Source organism: Paraburkholderia sp. JHI869, assembly GCF_038900775.1.
Classification (GTDB): domain Bacteria; phylum Pseudomonadota; class Gammaproteobacteria; order Burkholderiales; family Burkholderiaceae; genus Paraburkholderia.
The window spans coordinates 221839-237652 of the sequence record NZ_JAYMSC010000002.1; the positions used below are offsets into that span (position 1 = coordinate 221839).

The following is a 15814-nucleotide window of genomic DNA, read 5'->3' on the forward strand; positions in this document are numbered from 1 at the left end:
TAAGAGAGACCTACTTACTTACCACGCGCGACAACGCCATCCAGCACGCGCTCAACAGCCTCGACATACTGCTGCTTGCCAAAACGCTCACGCGCAGTAGCAAGCCCTTGCGCAGCAAGCCCTTCCCGCAAAACCGCATCATCGTGCAGCCTGCCGATCGTCGCGGCCAACTCTTTCGCATCGCCTGGCGTGCAGAGCAACCCACTCTTGCCGTGCTCGACGATCTCGGTCACACCGCCATCGCGCGAAGCAACGACAGGCCGCTGCGCCAGCATGCCCTCGACCACCACACGTCCAAACGGCTCGGGCGTAATCGACGTATGCGCGATCACGTCAACAGCACGCATGCAAGCCGCAATGTCATGCCGGAAGCCGAGAAAATGCACACGCTCCTGCAACCCATTCGCTTCGACAAATGCATGCAGTTCGGCGGCGTAAGCATCCTCACCAAACAGCGGCGCACCCACAAACACCGCATGCGCGCGCGGCTCGTCCAGCAACGCTTCGAGCAGCACATGCTGCCCCTTCCATCGCGCGAGGCGACTAAACGCACCAACGAGAAACGCGTCCTCGGGCAAGCCGATCTGCGCCCGCAATTGCGCCTGCGGCACTCGCGCCAGCGCACGGAACGGTGACTCATCCACACCGTTATGCACGACGTCGATGCGCTTCGTGTCGAAGCGCGTAAGCTGCGCGAACACCTTCGCCGAAGCATGCGAATTCGCGATCACATGCGCGAGTCCCAGCTTCGCGCAGCCCTTGATCACGGCACGCTGCACGCGACCGAAATGCTCGTCGCTCACGATGTCACGCAAATGCCAGACTACCGGCTTGCGTGCGAGCTTGCCGGCGAGCACGCCGATCACCATGGCGCGCTGCGTGTTGGCGTAAAGCACGTCGGCTTCGCGCGCGCGGCGGCGCGTCTCGCGCACGAGCGCCGCAATGCCCGCGAGCACGCCCAGGCGCGGTGCCGCGCCGCCATCGCGGCGCACCTTGCTCAGCGCGCCCGAATCGAGCACTTCCACGCGCGCGCCGGCCTTGTCTAGCGCTTCCCTGAATGGACCGTCGTTGAAGAGCAGCACGTCGATGCGCGAGCGCAAGCCCTTCACCACTTCGAGCAGCGAAAGCTCGGCGCCGCCCAGCACGCCGCTCTGGTCGATCGCGAGCACGCGCGGCGCTTCCGTTGCGTCCGCATCGATCTCGAACGGCGGCGCGCCGTGAGCGGAGCCCGCCTGCGAAATCGCCGGCACCGCCTTCGCCACGCGCGCGAAGAACTGCTCGCGGAAATGCCGCGAGGAAAAGCGCTCCGCGTTCGCGCGGCAATCCTCGGCGCGGAATCGGCCAGGATCGCGTTCGAACGATTCGACAGCCTCGATGATCGCGTCTGCGTTCTGCTCTTCGAAGAAAATGCCCGTGGGCCGCGAACCGGTGTCGCGCACCGTTTCGAGCGCGCCGCCCTTGCCAAACGCAATCACAGGTGTGCCGCACGCCTGCGCCTCGACCACGGAGATGCCAAAGTCCTCTTCCGCCGCGAACACGAAGGCCTTGGCGCGCCGCATGCGATCGTGCAGAACGGCAAACGGCTGGTAGCCCAGCACTTCCACGTTGGGCGTGGCCTTCGCACGCACCTTGTGCATGTCGGGGCCGTCGCCGATCACCACGAGGCGCCGCTCGGGCATACGCGCGAACGCCTCGACAATCAGGTCGATTTTCTTGTACGGCACGAGCCGCGAGGCGGTCATGTAGAAGTCTTCCTTCTGCGTTTCCAGCTCGAACGCGTCGACATCCACGGGCGGATAGACCACCTCGGCCTCGCGCTGATACACCTTCTGAATGCGCCGCGCAATGAACCCCGAGTTGGCGACGAACTGGTCCACCGAATTCGCCGTACGCACGTCCCAGTTGCGGATGTAATGCAGGATCAGGCGCGCGAGCATCGACTTCGGCCCGCGCGTGAGGCTCGACTCCTGCAGGTATTGATGCTGGAGGTCCCACGCATAGCGAATCGGCGAATGCACGTAGCTGATGTGGAACTGGTCCGGTCCCGTGAGCACGCCCTTGGCCACCGCGTGGCTGCTCGAAATCACCACGTCGTAGCCCGACACGTCGAGTTGCTCGATAGCGAGCGGCATGAACGGCAGGTACGCGCGATAACGCTTGCGCGCGCCGGGCAGCTTCTGGATGAACGAGGTCGTGGCGCGCTTGCCGCGCAGGAACGTGCGGTCATCGACGAAATCGACGACCGAGAACAGGTCTGCGTCCGGAAAGCAGGCAAGAATCTGCTCGAGCACGCGCTCCGCGCCCGCATAGGTCACAAGCCAGTCGTGCACGATCGCCACGCGCGGCGCGCGGCCTGCGGCGAGGGCCGGACGCATTGGCCGCAGCGGCATGACGGCGCCAGACTCAGGGCGTCGCGGTTTGGTGGCGTCGCGCCGTTGAATGGGCGCGGCGGCGCTTTCGGACGGCGCCGCTTCGTCGATCAGTTCGTGACTCATGCGCTTTTCCGTGAATTCAGTCGAAAGAGAAGGGAACGGGCGTAGCCGCGCAGCATGGGCGTAGTCGCAACGGACCACACCACGTTGGCGAGCGCGAGCACGACACCGGCGCCGATTGCGTACAGCGCATCCGGCAGCCACCACGCAAGAGCGAGCGCGGCGCCGAGAAAACTCAGGTGTGCAAACATATCGACGATGATCGTGCGGCTATGAATGCGCGAGAGCCAAAGCAGCACGACGTAGTCGAACAGTGCGCGAAACAGCACCGCCGCGGCGGCGCCCGGCAGGCCGTAGCGCGATATGCCGAGCCACAGCAGTCCCGCGAAAAGCGGCAGCTCGACAAGGCCCACGCGCGCGGCGGCGGCAGGATTGTTCTGCGACTGGATGAGAATGCGCGTGACGCCGGCCTGCCCGACGAGCCACACAGCGATGATCAACACGCGGCCAACCGGTGCGCCGTGCTCGGCGATCACAGGCCCGACCCACGCGTGCAGGAAGGGCTGGAGCACGACGATCGCGCCGATGGCGATGGGCGTGAATACGGCATTGAGAAATTGCAGCGACTGCGAAGCGATTTCGTCCGCATGCTCACGGCCCAGTGAAGACAGGCGCGGAAACAGCGTACGCACGAGCGCATTGGGCACCATGTTCAGGCGCGTGACGAGGTTCTGCGGCACCGTGTAGTACGTCACGAAACGCGCGCCGAGGCCCGCGCCGAGCATCATGCGGTCGAGCGAATCCGCGACCATCGTCGTGATGCTCGCGACGAGCATCCAGCCGCCGAAATTAAAGAGCGCCTTCGAGGTATCGAGACGCGGCCCGCGCACTTTGCTGATCCCCAGTACGCGCAGCGCCGAGCGGCCGAGCAGGATGGCCGCCGCGAGGCGCGCGAACACGGCGGCGGCCAGCACGGTCTGCAGATTCGGTTCGTACGCCCAGGCGGCGGCGAGCGGAAGAAGCTGGAACAGGAACGTGCCGAGCGTCTGGTTCGTGTTGTAGATGCCAAAGCGCTCCGCGCCGTTGATCGCGCCCGCGAACACCCACGAGACGTTCGCCACCGGAATCGCCACGGCGAGCCAGGGCAGCGCGAGATAGACCTCGTGACGCAATTCGGGCGTGACGTGCGTGAAATACGCCGTATAAAGCGCGCCACCCGAATAGATCAGCAGGCCGCCAATCGCGCCCGTCGTGAAGTTCAGCCAGAACGCGCTCCAGAACACGCGCTCGCAGGCGTCGGCGTCTTTCGACGCATACGCCTTCGAGATCTGGTTCTGCGCGGCCATGCTCATGCCGAGATCGAGCACGCTAAAGTAGCCGATCAAGGTCCACACGAGCGCGATCACGCCGTAGCGCTCCACGCCGAGCAGGCGAATATACGAAGGCACCGTGACGAGCGACACGAAGGTCGGCAGCACGAGACCGAACAGATTGATTGCGACGTTGCGCAGTATTCCTTTATCCATTAGGTATCCAGTTGCATGGCCCGTGAGGGTCAGGCCGGTTTCCAGCGGTACATGAGGACCTTGCCGCGCGCGTCTTCCTCGACGAACACGAGGTATTCGCCGTTCGCTTCGCGATGCGCGGTGATGCCGAACGGCACGTCGACCCAGCCCGAGGTATTGCCCACTTCCGTGCCGGGGCCGAAGGTGCCGATCTCCTTCGCGCTGTCCTTGTCGTACACGTGCACGTTGCCCGCGGGCTCGACCACGAACACGTACTGGCCTTCCACCGTGAGCCCCGCGGGCGTGACAGGCGGCTTGGCTTTCGGGTCCCACGGCAGGCGCAGCATGTAGTGCTGCTCGGGGTGGCCGCTCGACCACTTGTCGTAGCGCACCAGCACACGCCCCGCTTCCTTCCAGAAGCCGGGCTCGTGCGGCGCATCGGCCGTGTACCCCGTCACGTAGAGCGTGTCGGTCTGCGGCTCGTAGATCGCGCGATGCACTTCGGTAAACGGCGCGGGGATCGCGTATTTGTCGAGCTTGTCGTACGAGTAGATCGGGTTGCCCTTCGCGTCGAGCCCGCCAAAGCGGAAGCGCCAGATGCCCTTGTCGTCGCGCGCGCGCCAGATGTCGCCACGCGTGTCGATCCACCAGCCCCAGCCGCCCGCCAGATGGTCGCGGCCGGAATTGCGCGTGAATTCGTCAGTGTCGAAGCCACCGTTGCCGTTCGCGTCGCGCCAGATCCAGTCGCCGCCCTGCGGCGCGTTCGGCACGTTCTGCACCCCGCGGCCGCGCCCCGCGATGAGGCCCGAGGGGATCGCGGTCTCGCCGTCGCGCTGCGCGTCGAAGCGATAAATCTTCAAGTGGTCCGCGTACATGTCGGTGAGGAACAGGAACGTGCGCCCGTTCAACGCGCGCGCGGTAGGCAGCCCCGGCCACTGGTCGGTGTGAAAAACCGGGTCGTCGGGATAGCGGAAACGATTAGACAGGAATCCGACATATTTCCAGTCCTGCCCGGCCGGCTTCGAAAGATCGAGTTCGAAGCGCTTGTTGCCCGTGTACACGCTGTTCGGACGCTGCGGGTCCACCCACGCGCCATCGACGAAAAGCAAGCCTTCCAGGTTCCACAAGCGCTTGCCTGCGGGCGTATACGCTTCCAGCGTCGCACCAAGACCCGCGCCGATGTTGTCTTCATGCTGCGGCCCGACGCCATTGGTCGAGACGTAGATGTTGCCGCGCGCATCGGTGCCAACGCCCGTGAGGCCGTTGAAGCGGCCTGGACCCGGACGGCCCGCGACACCCGCGAAAATGCCGCCGCGCTCGCCGAGCGTGGCGCTCTGCGTCCACGTCTTGCCGTTGCGCGTGAAGATGAGGATCTGCTGGCGCGGCCCGTTATCGGCGATTAGCAAGCGTTGCTGCGGATCGAACGCGAGATCCACTGGCACCGAATCGTCGGGCAGCGCGAGCGTGTCGCCGAGGCGCTTGCCATCGGCCGAGTAATGCTCGATGCGCGGATGAACGCTGCCCTTGCCCGCGTCAGCGCCCGCTTGAGCACCCACCAGCACCCACACCGACCCGTCGGCCGCGAGCGCGATCCGGCCCGGCGCCTGCACGTCCCATTGCGTCTTGCGCTGCATCGAGTTCGCGTCGTACACCTCGATGCGATTCATCGGCGTGTTGCTCACGTAGAGCGTCGAATCCGTCGCGGCGAGTCCGCCAATGTCGGCATGCGTGCCGGTTGGCACTTCGTTGATCTTCAGGAACGACGCAGAAAGCTGCGCATGCGGATTGAGTGGATCGGGCGAGGCCTGGAACGCGGCCGCGCGCTTGGGCTCGTCGAGCGGCCGGCGCGTGATGCCGTACCACTGGCTGCCCTTCGCAGGCCAGATTCCGCTGCCGACGAGATGACCTTTCTCGTTGCCCACGCCAACCGCCGCATACAGATAGCGCTGATTCACGGCCACGGCGTTGCCGCCAGCGCCGCCCCAGCCATGCGTGCCGCCGGCAAAGCCGAGCGGCTTGCCGTCCTGATACGCGCTGATCTCGGCGCCGCTCTCGTCCCACGGCGCGTTTGTGAACACCTTGCCTTCGGGCGTGACGGCGATAGCCGTGACGTTGATCTGCATCCACGTACCCTGGCCGTTACCGAAGCTATTGCCGATCCACGAGGTCGTCACGTTGAGTTGCGGCGCGGCGATGGTCTGAACCGACGACGTGCAGATAAACGTGCACATCGCGGCCAGTGCCAGCGTCCTGCGCAAGCGGCGATCGGGATTCGATAACGGCAAGGCAATTCCTCCGGTCTGTGAACGGCAATCAGCCAGGATCATGCCGTACAAACCGGGTGAAAAATCACCCCCAAAAAAGGGAAAATAATTCAAAAAAATTCAGCATTTATGACCCGTTTCTGAATGAGGCGGAAATAAATTCTCATACGCCGACAGCGAGCCGAAAAGCCCATGCAGCACCATGTTTGGCGGGGTCACAACGGTATTTCAAAACGCAATGCGAATTTCATATTGCGCAAATTCCGGCATTCAATTTAAAAAATCGAGAATCAATATATTTTGGCTTTTTGAACATTTAATTCTTTCTAGAATGAACCGCGAAGCAATCGCGTATGCATGAACCCACCGGAGAACCGATGACCGTTAGCCGCCTAGTCAATCAACAAGGCCCCGCCGACCATTCCCACCGCATCGTCCAGCTGGACGGTCTGCGCGCTTTCGCCGTGCTCGCCGTGTTCGCGCAGCACGCGTTGCACGCGCCGCTGTGGATGGGCGTCGACCTGTTCTTCGTGCTGAGCGGCTTTCTGATCACCGGCATCCTGCTTGAGCGCAAGGCGCGCGGGCAATCGTATTTCAGCTATTTCTATGCGCGCCGGGTGCGCCGCATCCTGCCGCCGTACGTGCTGCTGCTCATCGTTTCGTCGCTGCTGTTCGGCTTTGGCTGGGCACATTACTGGCCGTGGTACGCGTTCTTCGCCACCAATATCGGCGACGCGCTCGGCCAAAGCGGCCACGACAGCCTCAACATTCTCTGGTCGCTCGCGGTGGAAGAGCAGTTCTACATCGTGTGGCCCTTCGTCGTGCTGCTGCTGCCGCAGCGGCTCATGGCCGTGGTGGCCGCCGCGCTCATTTTTCTCGTGCCCGTGCTGCGCGCCGTCGCGACGCCGTGGTTCGACACGTACTGGCCGATCTACTACCTCACGCCGTTCCGCATGGACCTGCTGGCCACCGGTGCGCTGCTCGCCGTGCTCGTACGCCGCGACCGCAACGCGCTCGAGCCCTACAAGTGGCCCGCCGCCGTGCTCTTTTTCGCGGCGCTCGGCGTGCTGGCCTGGCTCCATTTGCACTACCCGCGCTTTCGCGCCATGAACACGCCGCTTTCGAACGCAATGCTCTATAGCGTTTCGCTCGTGCTCTGCACCTCGATCGTCGTGTTCGCGCTGCAATCGAAAGGCATCGTGCGGCGCCTGTTGTCCAATCCGGTGCTCGTGTATATCGGCACGATCAGCTACACGATCTACCTCATTCACCTCACGATTCTCTACGCCGTGTGGCCGCTCCATTACGGCCGCATCGAGAGCGCCGCGATTGCGCTCGTCCTCACGCTCGCTTATGCGAGCGCGAGCTGGTTCCTCTTCGAACGCCGCCTCACGCGCGGCCCGCGCCGCCGCCCGGCGGCCGAGCCGGTGGACATCACCGCGCGCGTGAGCCAGTCGAGCCCGCAATCGTAATTCCTGAATCCCGTTCGCTACTTCAAAGGCACATCACATGAACGAACGTCGCAAAGCGATCATCACCGGTGTTTCCGGCCAGGACGGCGCCTACCTCACGCGCCTTCTGCTCGACAAGGGCTACAACGTCACCGGCACCTATCGCCGCACCAGCTCCGTCAACTTCTGGCGCATGAACGAGCTGGGGATCCTCGACCATCCGTCGCTGGAACTCGTCGAGCACGACCTCACGGATGCGGGTTCGACCCTGCGTCTCGTCGAGCGCGCGCAAGCGCAGGAGGTCTATAACCTCGCGGCGCAAAGCTTCGTGGGCGTGTCGTTCGACCAGCCCGCCACCACCGCCGAAGTCACCGGCATCGGCGTGCTGAACATGCTCGAAGCGATTCGCGTGGTGAATCCGAAAGCGCGCTTCTATCAGGCTTCGACCTCCGAAATGTTCGGCAAGGTCCAGGCGATTCCGCAATGCGAAGAGACGCCGTTCTATCCGCGCAGCCCCTATGGCGTGGCCAAGCTGTTCGCGCACTGGTCCACCGTGAACTATCGCGAGTCCTATGACATCTTCGCGACGAGCGGCATTCTCTTCAACCACGAGTCGCCGCTGCGCGGACGCGAGTTCGTCACGCGCAAGATCACGGACAGCGTCGCGAAGATCAAGCTCGGCAAGCTCAACATGCTCGAACTCGGCAACCTCGACGCCAAGCGCGACTGGGGCTACGCCTCCGAATACGTCGAAGGCATGTGGCGCATGCTGCAGGCCGACGAACCCGACACCTACGTGCTCGCCACGGGCCGCACCGAAACCGTGCGCGACTTCGTGAAGATGGCCTTCACGGCGGCCGGCATCCAGCTCGAATGGTCGGGCAAGGGCGAGCGCGAAACCGGCATTTGCGTGGCCACGGGCCGCACGCTCGTGCGCGTGAGCCCGCGCTACTACCGCCCCGCCGAAGTCGATCTGCTCATTGGCGACCCGACCAAAGCGCAGGAAAAACTCGGCTGGAAGCCGCAGACTTCGCTCGAGCAGCTCTGCCAGATGATGGTCACGGCCGACCTTGCGCGCAACGAACGCCATGACACATTCTGATTCCGCTAGCCGTCCGCGCGCGCTCATCACAGGCATTGGCGGCTTTACGGGCCGCTATATGGCCGCCCGCCTCGCGGCGGACGGCTACCGCGTGTGGGGCACCGTGCGGGCCGGCGAATCGCTGAGCGCGGAGTGCTTCCCGTTCGGCGCCACCGCGATCGAAGCCGACCTGCTAGATCGCGGCGCGATCGCCCATGCGATCGAGTCCGTGCAGCCCGACGTGGTCGTGCATCTCGCCGCAGTGGCCCACGTGGCCGACAGCGACGTGGCGCGCACCTACGTCGTGAACGTGGTCGGCTCGCGCAATCTGCTCGAGGCGCTCGCGCACCAGAAGCACGTGCCGCGCGCCGTGCTGCTGGCGAGCAGCGCGAATGTCTACGGCAACGCCACGAACGGCGTGATCGACGAGAAAGTCGAGCCCCAGCCGGCCAACGACTACGCGGTGAGCAAGCTCGCGATGGAATACGTCGCGAAGCGCTTTCAGGTGCAATTGCCGATCATCATCGCGCGTCCGTTCAACTACACGGGCGTGGGCCAGTCGCCGGACTTCCTCATCCCGAAGATCGTCGATCACTACGCACGCGGCGAAAAGCGGATCTCGCTTGGCAACCTCCACGTGGCCCGCGACTTCTCCGATGTGCGCGACGTGGTGCATGCCTATGCCCAGCTCATCGAAGCCGCACCGCGCGGCGCCACCGTCAACGTCTGCTCCGGCAGCGGCCAGACGCTGGGCGCCCTGCTCGGCATGCTCGCGCGCATCGCCGGCTACGAGATCGAGGTTCACGTCGATCCGCGTTTCGTGCGCGCCAACGAAGTGCGTCAGCTGATCGGGTCGAATGCGAAGCTGCGCTCCATCGTCGGCGACAGCTCGCGCAAGCACCTCGAAGACACGTTGCGCTGGATGTACGAAGAAGCCCGCGAACGTGTGGTCGAAACGCAATAGCGATCGTTCGCGCTGTTTCTTTCTCTGCTGCACAAATAAACCGCCGCTCTTCCGAGCGGCGGTTTTCTTTTGGTCTAGCTAAACACCTCAGTGGGCCGCGATGCCTTCCGCGTAAACGCCGGCCACGCGCTTCGCGATCACGGCGTTATCGAAGTGCTCGCGCGCATACGCCTTGCACGTCTCTTCGTCCGGCAGCTTGATGCGGCCCGAGAGCGCGCCGTCGATGCCATCGGCGATCGCGTTCGCGCCCGTGCTCGGCAGCACGAGATCTTGCGAAAGACCCGCCACCGCTTCCGGCAAGCCGCCAACCGGCGTCACCAGAACCGGCGTGCCAGCAGAAAGCGACTCCACCGTAATCAGACCGAAGCCCTCCAGCGCAACCGTCGGCACCACGCTCAGCGTCGCAGCGCGATACAGCGAAGGCAGATGCGCGTCGGGCACGAAGCCGAGCAACTTCACGTTGTCGACAAGGCCGGCTTCGTCGATGCGCTGCTGCAGTTCGGACTCCAGACGGCCGCGCCCCGCGATCAGCAGGAGCACGTCCGGGTGGCGCTGCTTCACCATCTTGATCGCGTCGATCAAGTCTTCCAGGCCCATGCGGCGCACGAGGCGGCGCACGGCGAGGATGATCGGGCGCCCTTGCGGCAACTGGAGTTTCAGGCGCGCTTCCGCCACCGTGCATGCCGGGTCGAAATGCGCCGTATCCACGCAGCCAGGCACGATGCGCACACGCTCGGGCGAAATACCGTAGCGGCGCGTGAGAATGTCGCCAAAAGCCTTCGAAAGCACGATGAGCCGTGACGAGCGCTCATACACCGACTGCTCCAGCGAGTGCTTGATGCGCTGGCTCAGCGTGGCCGCGCCTTCCACGAAACTTTCGTCGGCCCACGGTCCCTGGAAGTGCGAAACCTGCGGAATGCCGCGCGTGACGTCGAGTCCGGGGAAGGTGTAAAGCGCGAAGTGCGAGGAAATGACATCGGGACGATGGCGGCGAATCTCGCTGCGCAGCGCGCGGCGCGCGTCCATGAGGCGAAACGGCAGCGAGCGCGAGGCGGAGCCGAAGCCGTGAATCGCGCCGCCGCTGTCCTGGGCCACCTTGGGCGAGCCGGCCACGACGCCGCGCACGCGCACGCCCGCACCGGGCAGCGCGCCAACCAGCGAGTAGTACATGCGATCGAGCCCGCCTGCGCGCTCGGGAAACCAGTGCATGCCGATCTGTAGCGATTGAATGGATTGTGTGGTCATCGCGTGTCCTTATTCTGCACGTATGCGGTTATCAGGGGGTTTCTGCGCGCTGGAGCGATTGCCCGCCCGGCAGCGTCGCAGCGGCGAACGCGGGTTCTTCGCGATGCACGGCCGCACTCGTGTCACCGGCCAGTTGCCGGTAGAGCGCGATGTACTGCGCGGCCATGCGCGCCCAGCCAAACTGCGTGGCGAGTTCCGCCGCGGCCTCGCCCATCGCGAGACGGCGCGGCGTGTCGGTCGCCAGCGTTTTCACGGCGTTGGCGAGCGCGGGCACGTCGTCGGGATCTTCGAGCACGATGCCGCATTCGGGCGTGATGATTTCCGCGCCGCCTGCCGTGCGCGCCGTGACGACGGGCAAGCCCGCCGCCATCGCTTCGAGCAGCGACAGGCTCATTGCTTCGTAGCGCGAAGGAAAGACATAGGTATCGACGGAGCGCATCAGCGTGGGCATATCGCTCACGAGGCCGAGAAAATGCACGCGCTTCTCGATGCCAAGCTCGCGAGCAAGATCGGGGTACGGGCTGCCAGGCAAGTAGCCGGCCACGGCCAGATGCACGTTATCGGGCATTTGCTTAAGCGCGTGCAGCACCGTGCCGAGATTCTTGCGCGGCGTGCGCAGATCGCCGACGAAGAGCATCAGGAATGCATCCGCGGGCAGCGAGAACTTCGCGCGGTCGGCGCTTGCGGCCGAGAAGCCGCGCGTGTCCACACCGTTGTAGATCACATCGAGTCGCTCAACGGGGTTGCCGCCCGACGCGCGGATCTCATCGGCGACCTTGCGCGACACCGCTGCGATCACGCGCGAGCGGCGGTACGCCCAGCGCTCCAGCACCGCATTGGCGCGCGTGTAGACGAACTGATACGCCGACCACACGCCGCGCGTGAGACCGAACGGGTAATACTTGCTGCGCGCCCAGCCGCCGTGCACGAAGTGCGCGGTGTTGACGTCGGCGTGCGCCCAGGTAATGAAGCCGTTCACATGGAGCACATCGTATGCGCGCCGGTTGCGGCGCAGCCACAGCGCGCTCTTCAGCGCGAATACCTGCTGACGCAGCAGGTTGGTGGGCCACGCGCGCGAAGGTTGCACGTTCACCCATTTCACCTTGGGGTGAGCCAGCAGTTCGGGCGCGACGTGCGAGGCGACCAGCGTCACCTCGAACCCTTCGTCGAGCGCGGCGCGCGCGATTTCATGATTGACGCGGCCCTGGCCGTCATTGTGGCGCACGACATGCGTGACGATTGCGACTCTCAATCGGAGACCTCCGTGGTAGGGGCCTGGCGTTGAAGCTTCGCCCAATGCCCCGCGCTGAGAATGGAAAACACGCTCGAAAAGAGCAGCAGGCCGCCGGTGCCCACGAGCGAGTTGGTGAACACGAGCATGGCGAAGATCGATATGGCGAGGCTCAGGCACGCGCACACGTAGCGGTCTTCAGGGAACCGAAGCGACACGCGCACCGCGCGCACGAGCAGCCACAGCACGCCCGACATATAGAGCAGCGTGCCGGGCCAGCCGAGCACGAACGGAATGTTCATCACGCCGCTGTCGAAGCTGCCGTATTGGCCGAGCTGACCGTTATTGCTGGAGAGCTTGGTCGATGCGCCGGTGGCGCCAAGTCCCTCGCCCTGTACGTCGGTGAAGGCCTTTTTCGCGAAGTCGGCATAGAACTGGTTACGCGCCTCGTAGCTCTGGTCGTCCTTCAGGTTCACGAGCGTATTCAGACGCTGCTGCATGCGGTCCGCCACCGGGCCGAACGTGAGCAGCGGCACGCACACGCCCGCAAGCACGAGCGCGCTCACGACGATGCGAATACGCACCTTGTTGCTCGACTTCATCAACTGGATGACCATGGCGATCGCCCAGCCGCCCCACGTGGAGCGCACGAGCGAGAGCGCGAACGAGAAGAAGCCGAACGCCGCCGCGACCCAGCGCACGCGATGCTTCGCGGCCATCACGAACACCATCGCGCCCATCATCGCGAACGCGAACGGGCCCGACGAGTTCATCGTGCTGAACACGCGCACGCCGAGCGGCACGGGGTCGCCCTGCGAGTTCATGTCCGAGCCGATCATCCACATGGCGTCCCACGGCGGCATGATGAAGAACTGCACGAGGCCGTACGCGCCCATCACGAGCATGCCGTAGATGAAGGTGTTGATGATGGTCTTGCTGCACTCGGGATACTGCCGCGTGAGCACCATGATGTGAAAGCCGATCAGGAACGGATAGATCCAGTTCGCAAGGTCGTACACAGCCGCTGCCGGGCCGCTGCTCACCACGCCCACCGCGAACCCATAGCCAATGCCGAGCAGCGCGAGCAGCAGCGGCAGGCCGCGCCGCTGCCCAAGGATCGGGTAGTAGCGCAGCAGCGAAATGCCGCTGATCATCGTCACGGCGAGCGGCGCGACCTGAATGAGGCTGGTCGGCGTGAAGCCGCCCTTGCCGTAGTCGGCGAGACGCCGCACTTCGGGGCTCAGGAACCACAGCCACCACATGAAGCCGATATAGCGCACCGGGTTCACGAAATAGAGCCAGAAGCCCACAGCGATCGAAAGCACCGGGAACGCGAGCGTAAGCACCGTGCCCTGATGCGCGCCGATCAGGAGCACCGTGAACACCCACAGGGCGAGCGGCGGCAGCGTATCGCGGCCCATCAGGCTGCGCAGGCCGCCGCGGCGGCGAGGTTGCTGGTTTGCAGGCTGCTGCTGCGCAGGTGCGGGGATAGCGGTCATGAAATCCATAGTCACATCCCTCGCGCAGCGACGCCCCGGCCTTGGGGTTCGCCCGCAATCGACTCGCCATTGAGCGCGTCGCGCTCGTGCAGCATCTCGCGCGTGAGTTGCGCATGCTGCCGTGCGAAGTGCTGCGTCGTGAGATCGCGCGTGCGCAACTGCTCGCAGGCTTCGCGCGCCTGTTCGAGCGCACGCGCCGGGTCGGCCACCAGCGCATTCGCGGCGTCGCGCAACTGCTGCGCGTTGAACGGCTCGACATACGAGGCGGCCTTTTCGTCGAAGTAATCTTCGAGCGCGCCCACCTTCGTCGCGATCATCGGCTTGCCGAGCGCAGCGGCCTCCAGCATCACCGTGATGCCCGATGCGTGCGTATTGGGACGCAGCGGCACGACGATGATGTCGGCCCAGTCATAGAGCGCATGCTGCTGCTTGATGCCGGAAACACGCACGATTTCGACGTTGTCCGCGCGCGCCGACGCTGGCATGCGCCGGCGCGTGGCGATGCGCACCTGGTAGCGCGAATCGTTGCCGAGCGCACTTACGAGCGTGGTCCAGTCGCGGTCGCGGTCGTTGCCGATCGCGGCCACGCGCACAGGTGTATGCGGCGTCCACTCCGAAGGCGGACGCAGCGGAAAGTCGTTGGTATTGAGCCCATAGAGCACGTGGCGCGCCTCGCGCCCGAAATACTCGCCGCACAGCGCTGCGTTCTCGCTCGCGAGCGTGGTGAGCAGATCGGCGCGCTTGAGCAGGCGCTTGTAAATCGCGCGGCGCAGCGCGCCGTAACCCGGCCAGCGGTCGAGCAGCCAAACGCTTTGCGCGAGCAGCAGCGGGCGCGCGCCGCCCTTCTTCGCGTTCATCAGCAGCACCAGCGCCACGGCCAGATGCTCTTGCTCGGTGTGCGTCCAGATTACATCGGACTGCAGAATGGCTCGACGATTGCGCCAGGCGTGAATGAAATCGAAACCGAACGCCGCCTTCAACCCGCGCCGCACGAAGCGCATGGGCGTGCTCTCGCTCGCATCCTGCGCGTAGTTGAGGGCGAACTCCGCAGATTCCGCGTGATGGTAGCCGTACAGGCTGCCGATGTTCTCGCCTTTGCGATAGCGGCTCGGATCGGCGCCATAGAAAAGGTGGACGTGGACTTGCGTACCGCTCATTCGGGGTCCTCCGTGTAGTCGTTGGCCGCGCCGCTCAAACGAGCGCGCGGCGCGCCTCTCGTGCGCCGCCGCGCACCGCGCGCCAGCGTGCGAACGCCGCAAGCGCGGAATCGCCGCGCACGGCGCTCAGGCCCGTGTGCACGAGGCCCGGATACACGCGCGTGCCGACGAGCGCGTACCACCACCACGCGGTTTCGCGGTGCAGCGGCGTGAGATGGCCGAGCAGGATCAGATGCAGGTTGTAGGCGGCGTTGCGGATCGAGGCGAGTGTCTGCGCGTTGCGCGGGTCTTCGCCCGGACGCGGCGCGGGGTAATGGTCCACCGCCACGAGCGGGTCGTACATGAGCTTCCAGCCCGAGCGCTTCACGCTCATGCTGAACGCCATGTCGTTATGCGTTTGCGCACCGGTGCCGCGCAGGCGCCGGTCGAAGCGCAGGTCGCCGATGGCCGCGCGGCGATAGCTCATGTTCGCGCCCTTGAGCAGATCGACTTCGCGCGCGCCGCCCGCGCCCAGATGATGGTTGCCGATGATGCGGCCCGAGCGTTGCAGCTTGCCCACGAGCGTCCGTTCGCCGTCGATCATGCGGCCCCCTTCGTGCACCCAGTCGCGGCCGCCCAGCGCGCCGAGCTTCGGGTCGGACTCGAAGGCCGCGGCGATGCGCGCCACCCAGTCGGCGCGCGGTGCGGCGTCGTCGTCGGTGATGGCGATCACATCGCCCGTCGCGGCCTCGATGCCGCGATTGAGCGCCGCCACCTGCCCCGGCTCCTCGACGGTCGCGACTTGCACGTTGAGCACGCGCGGCGTCACGTGTTCGGCGAGGCACGCGTGCGTCGCCTCGTCATCGGCGCGCGCGACCACCACGATTTCGTCGGGCGCGCGCTCCTGGCGCAGCAGCGCCGAAAGGCAGCGCGACAGATCGTCAGGACGCCGATACGTCGGCACGAGCACGGTCACTTTCATCGCGTGTTCTCCTTTGCTGGGCTG

The 15814-nt window shown here is 65.0% G+C and carries 11 protein-coding genes; 3 read left to right on the top strand and 8 right to left on the bottom strand.

What is annotated here, in order from left to right; all coding sequences use genetic code 11:
* Positions 1-14: 14 nt before the first annotated feature.
* Genes VSR72_RS04320 through VSR72_RS04330 form a run of 3 tightly spaced genes read right to left on the bottom strand, consistent with a single transcriptional unit; the run spans position 15 to position 6168 of the window.
* Positions 15-2495 (bottom strand): glycosyltransferase family 4 protein, encoded by a 2481-nt coding sequence (locus tag VSR72_RS04320; protein ID WP_342951190.1) that lies wholly within the window; start codon positions 2493-2495, stop codon positions 15-17.
* Positions 2492-3958 (bottom strand): flippase, encoded by a 1467-nt coding sequence (locus VSR72_RS04325; protein WP_342951191.1) that lies wholly within the window; start codon positions 3956-3958, stop codon positions 2492-2494. The genes VSR72_RS04320 and VSR72_RS04325 overlap by 4 nt, the downstream gene beginning before the upstream one ends.
* Before the next feature lie 29 nt (positions 3959-3987).
* Positions 3988-6168, bottom strand: a complete 2181-nt coding sequence (locus VSR72_RS04330) for a hypothetical protein (RefSeq protein WP_342951563.1) — start codon at positions 6166-6168, stop codon at positions 3988-3990.
* A 410-nt stretch (positions 6169-6578) separates the two neighbouring features.
* Here VSR72_RS04330 and VSR72_RS04335 point away from each other — a divergent pair, with 410 nt between their 5' ends.
* The 3 genes from VSR72_RS04335 to VSR72_RS04345 are packed head-to-tail and all read left to right on the top strand — an operon-like array spanning position 6579 to position 9697.
* Positions 6579-7673 (top strand): acyltransferase, encoded by a 1095-nt coding sequence (locus VSR72_RS04335; RefSeq protein WP_342951192.1) that lies wholly within the window; start codon positions 6579-6581, stop codon positions 7671-7673.
* 37 nt (positions 7674-7710) lie between these two features.
* Entirely contained in the window at positions 7711-8754 is a 1044-nt protein-coding gene (gmd, locus tag VSR72_RS04340) for a GDP-mannose 4,6-dehydratase (RefSeq protein WP_342951193.1), read from the top strand.
* Complete coding sequence (locus VSR72_RS04345) at positions 8741-9697, top strand: GDP-mannose 4,6-dehydratase (RefSeq protein ID WP_342951194.1); 957 nt, start codon at positions 8741-8743, stop codon at positions 9695-9697. The genes gmd and VSR72_RS04345 overlap by 14 nt, the downstream gene beginning before the upstream one ends.
* Before the next feature lie 87 nt (positions 9698-9784).
* On the opposite strand, the gene VSR72_RS04350 is transcribed toward VSR72_RS04345, so the two are convergent.
* The 5 genes from VSR72_RS04350 to VSR72_RS04370 form a co-directional block, all read right to left on the bottom strand.
* On the bottom strand, positions 9785-10942 hold the full coding sequence (locus tag VSR72_RS04350; RefSeq protein ID WP_342951195.1) for a glycosyltransferase family 4 protein: 1158 nt from the start codon (positions 10940-10942) through the stop codon (positions 9785-9787).
* Between the two features lie 31 nt (positions 10943-10973).
* A complete protein-coding gene (locus VSR72_RS04355) occupies positions 10974-12194 on the bottom strand; it encodes a glycosyltransferase family 4 protein (protein ID WP_342951196.1) in 1221 nt (406 codons plus the stop codon).
* Positions 12191-13594 (bottom strand): glucose-6-phosphate isomerase, encoded by a 1404-nt coding sequence (locus VSR72_RS04360; RefSeq protein WP_342951564.1) that lies wholly within the window; start codon positions 13592-13594, stop codon positions 12191-12193. Before VSR72_RS04360 ends, VSR72_RS04355 begins: the two co-directional genes overlap by 4 nt.
* An 89-nt stretch (positions 13595-13683) precedes the next feature.
* The gene (locus VSR72_RS04365; protein WP_342951197.1) at positions 13684-14829 is read right to left on the bottom strand and encodes a glycosyltransferase; all 1146 of its coding nucleotides are present in this window, start codon (positions 14827-14829) and stop codon (positions 13684-13686) included.
* 34 nt (positions 14830-14863) lie between these two features.
* A complete protein-coding gene (locus VSR72_RS04370; protein ID WP_342951198.1) occupies positions 14864-15790 on the bottom strand; it encodes a glycosyltransferase in 927 nt (308 codons plus the stop codon).
* Between the last annotated feature and the right edge of the window lie 24 nt (positions 15791-15814).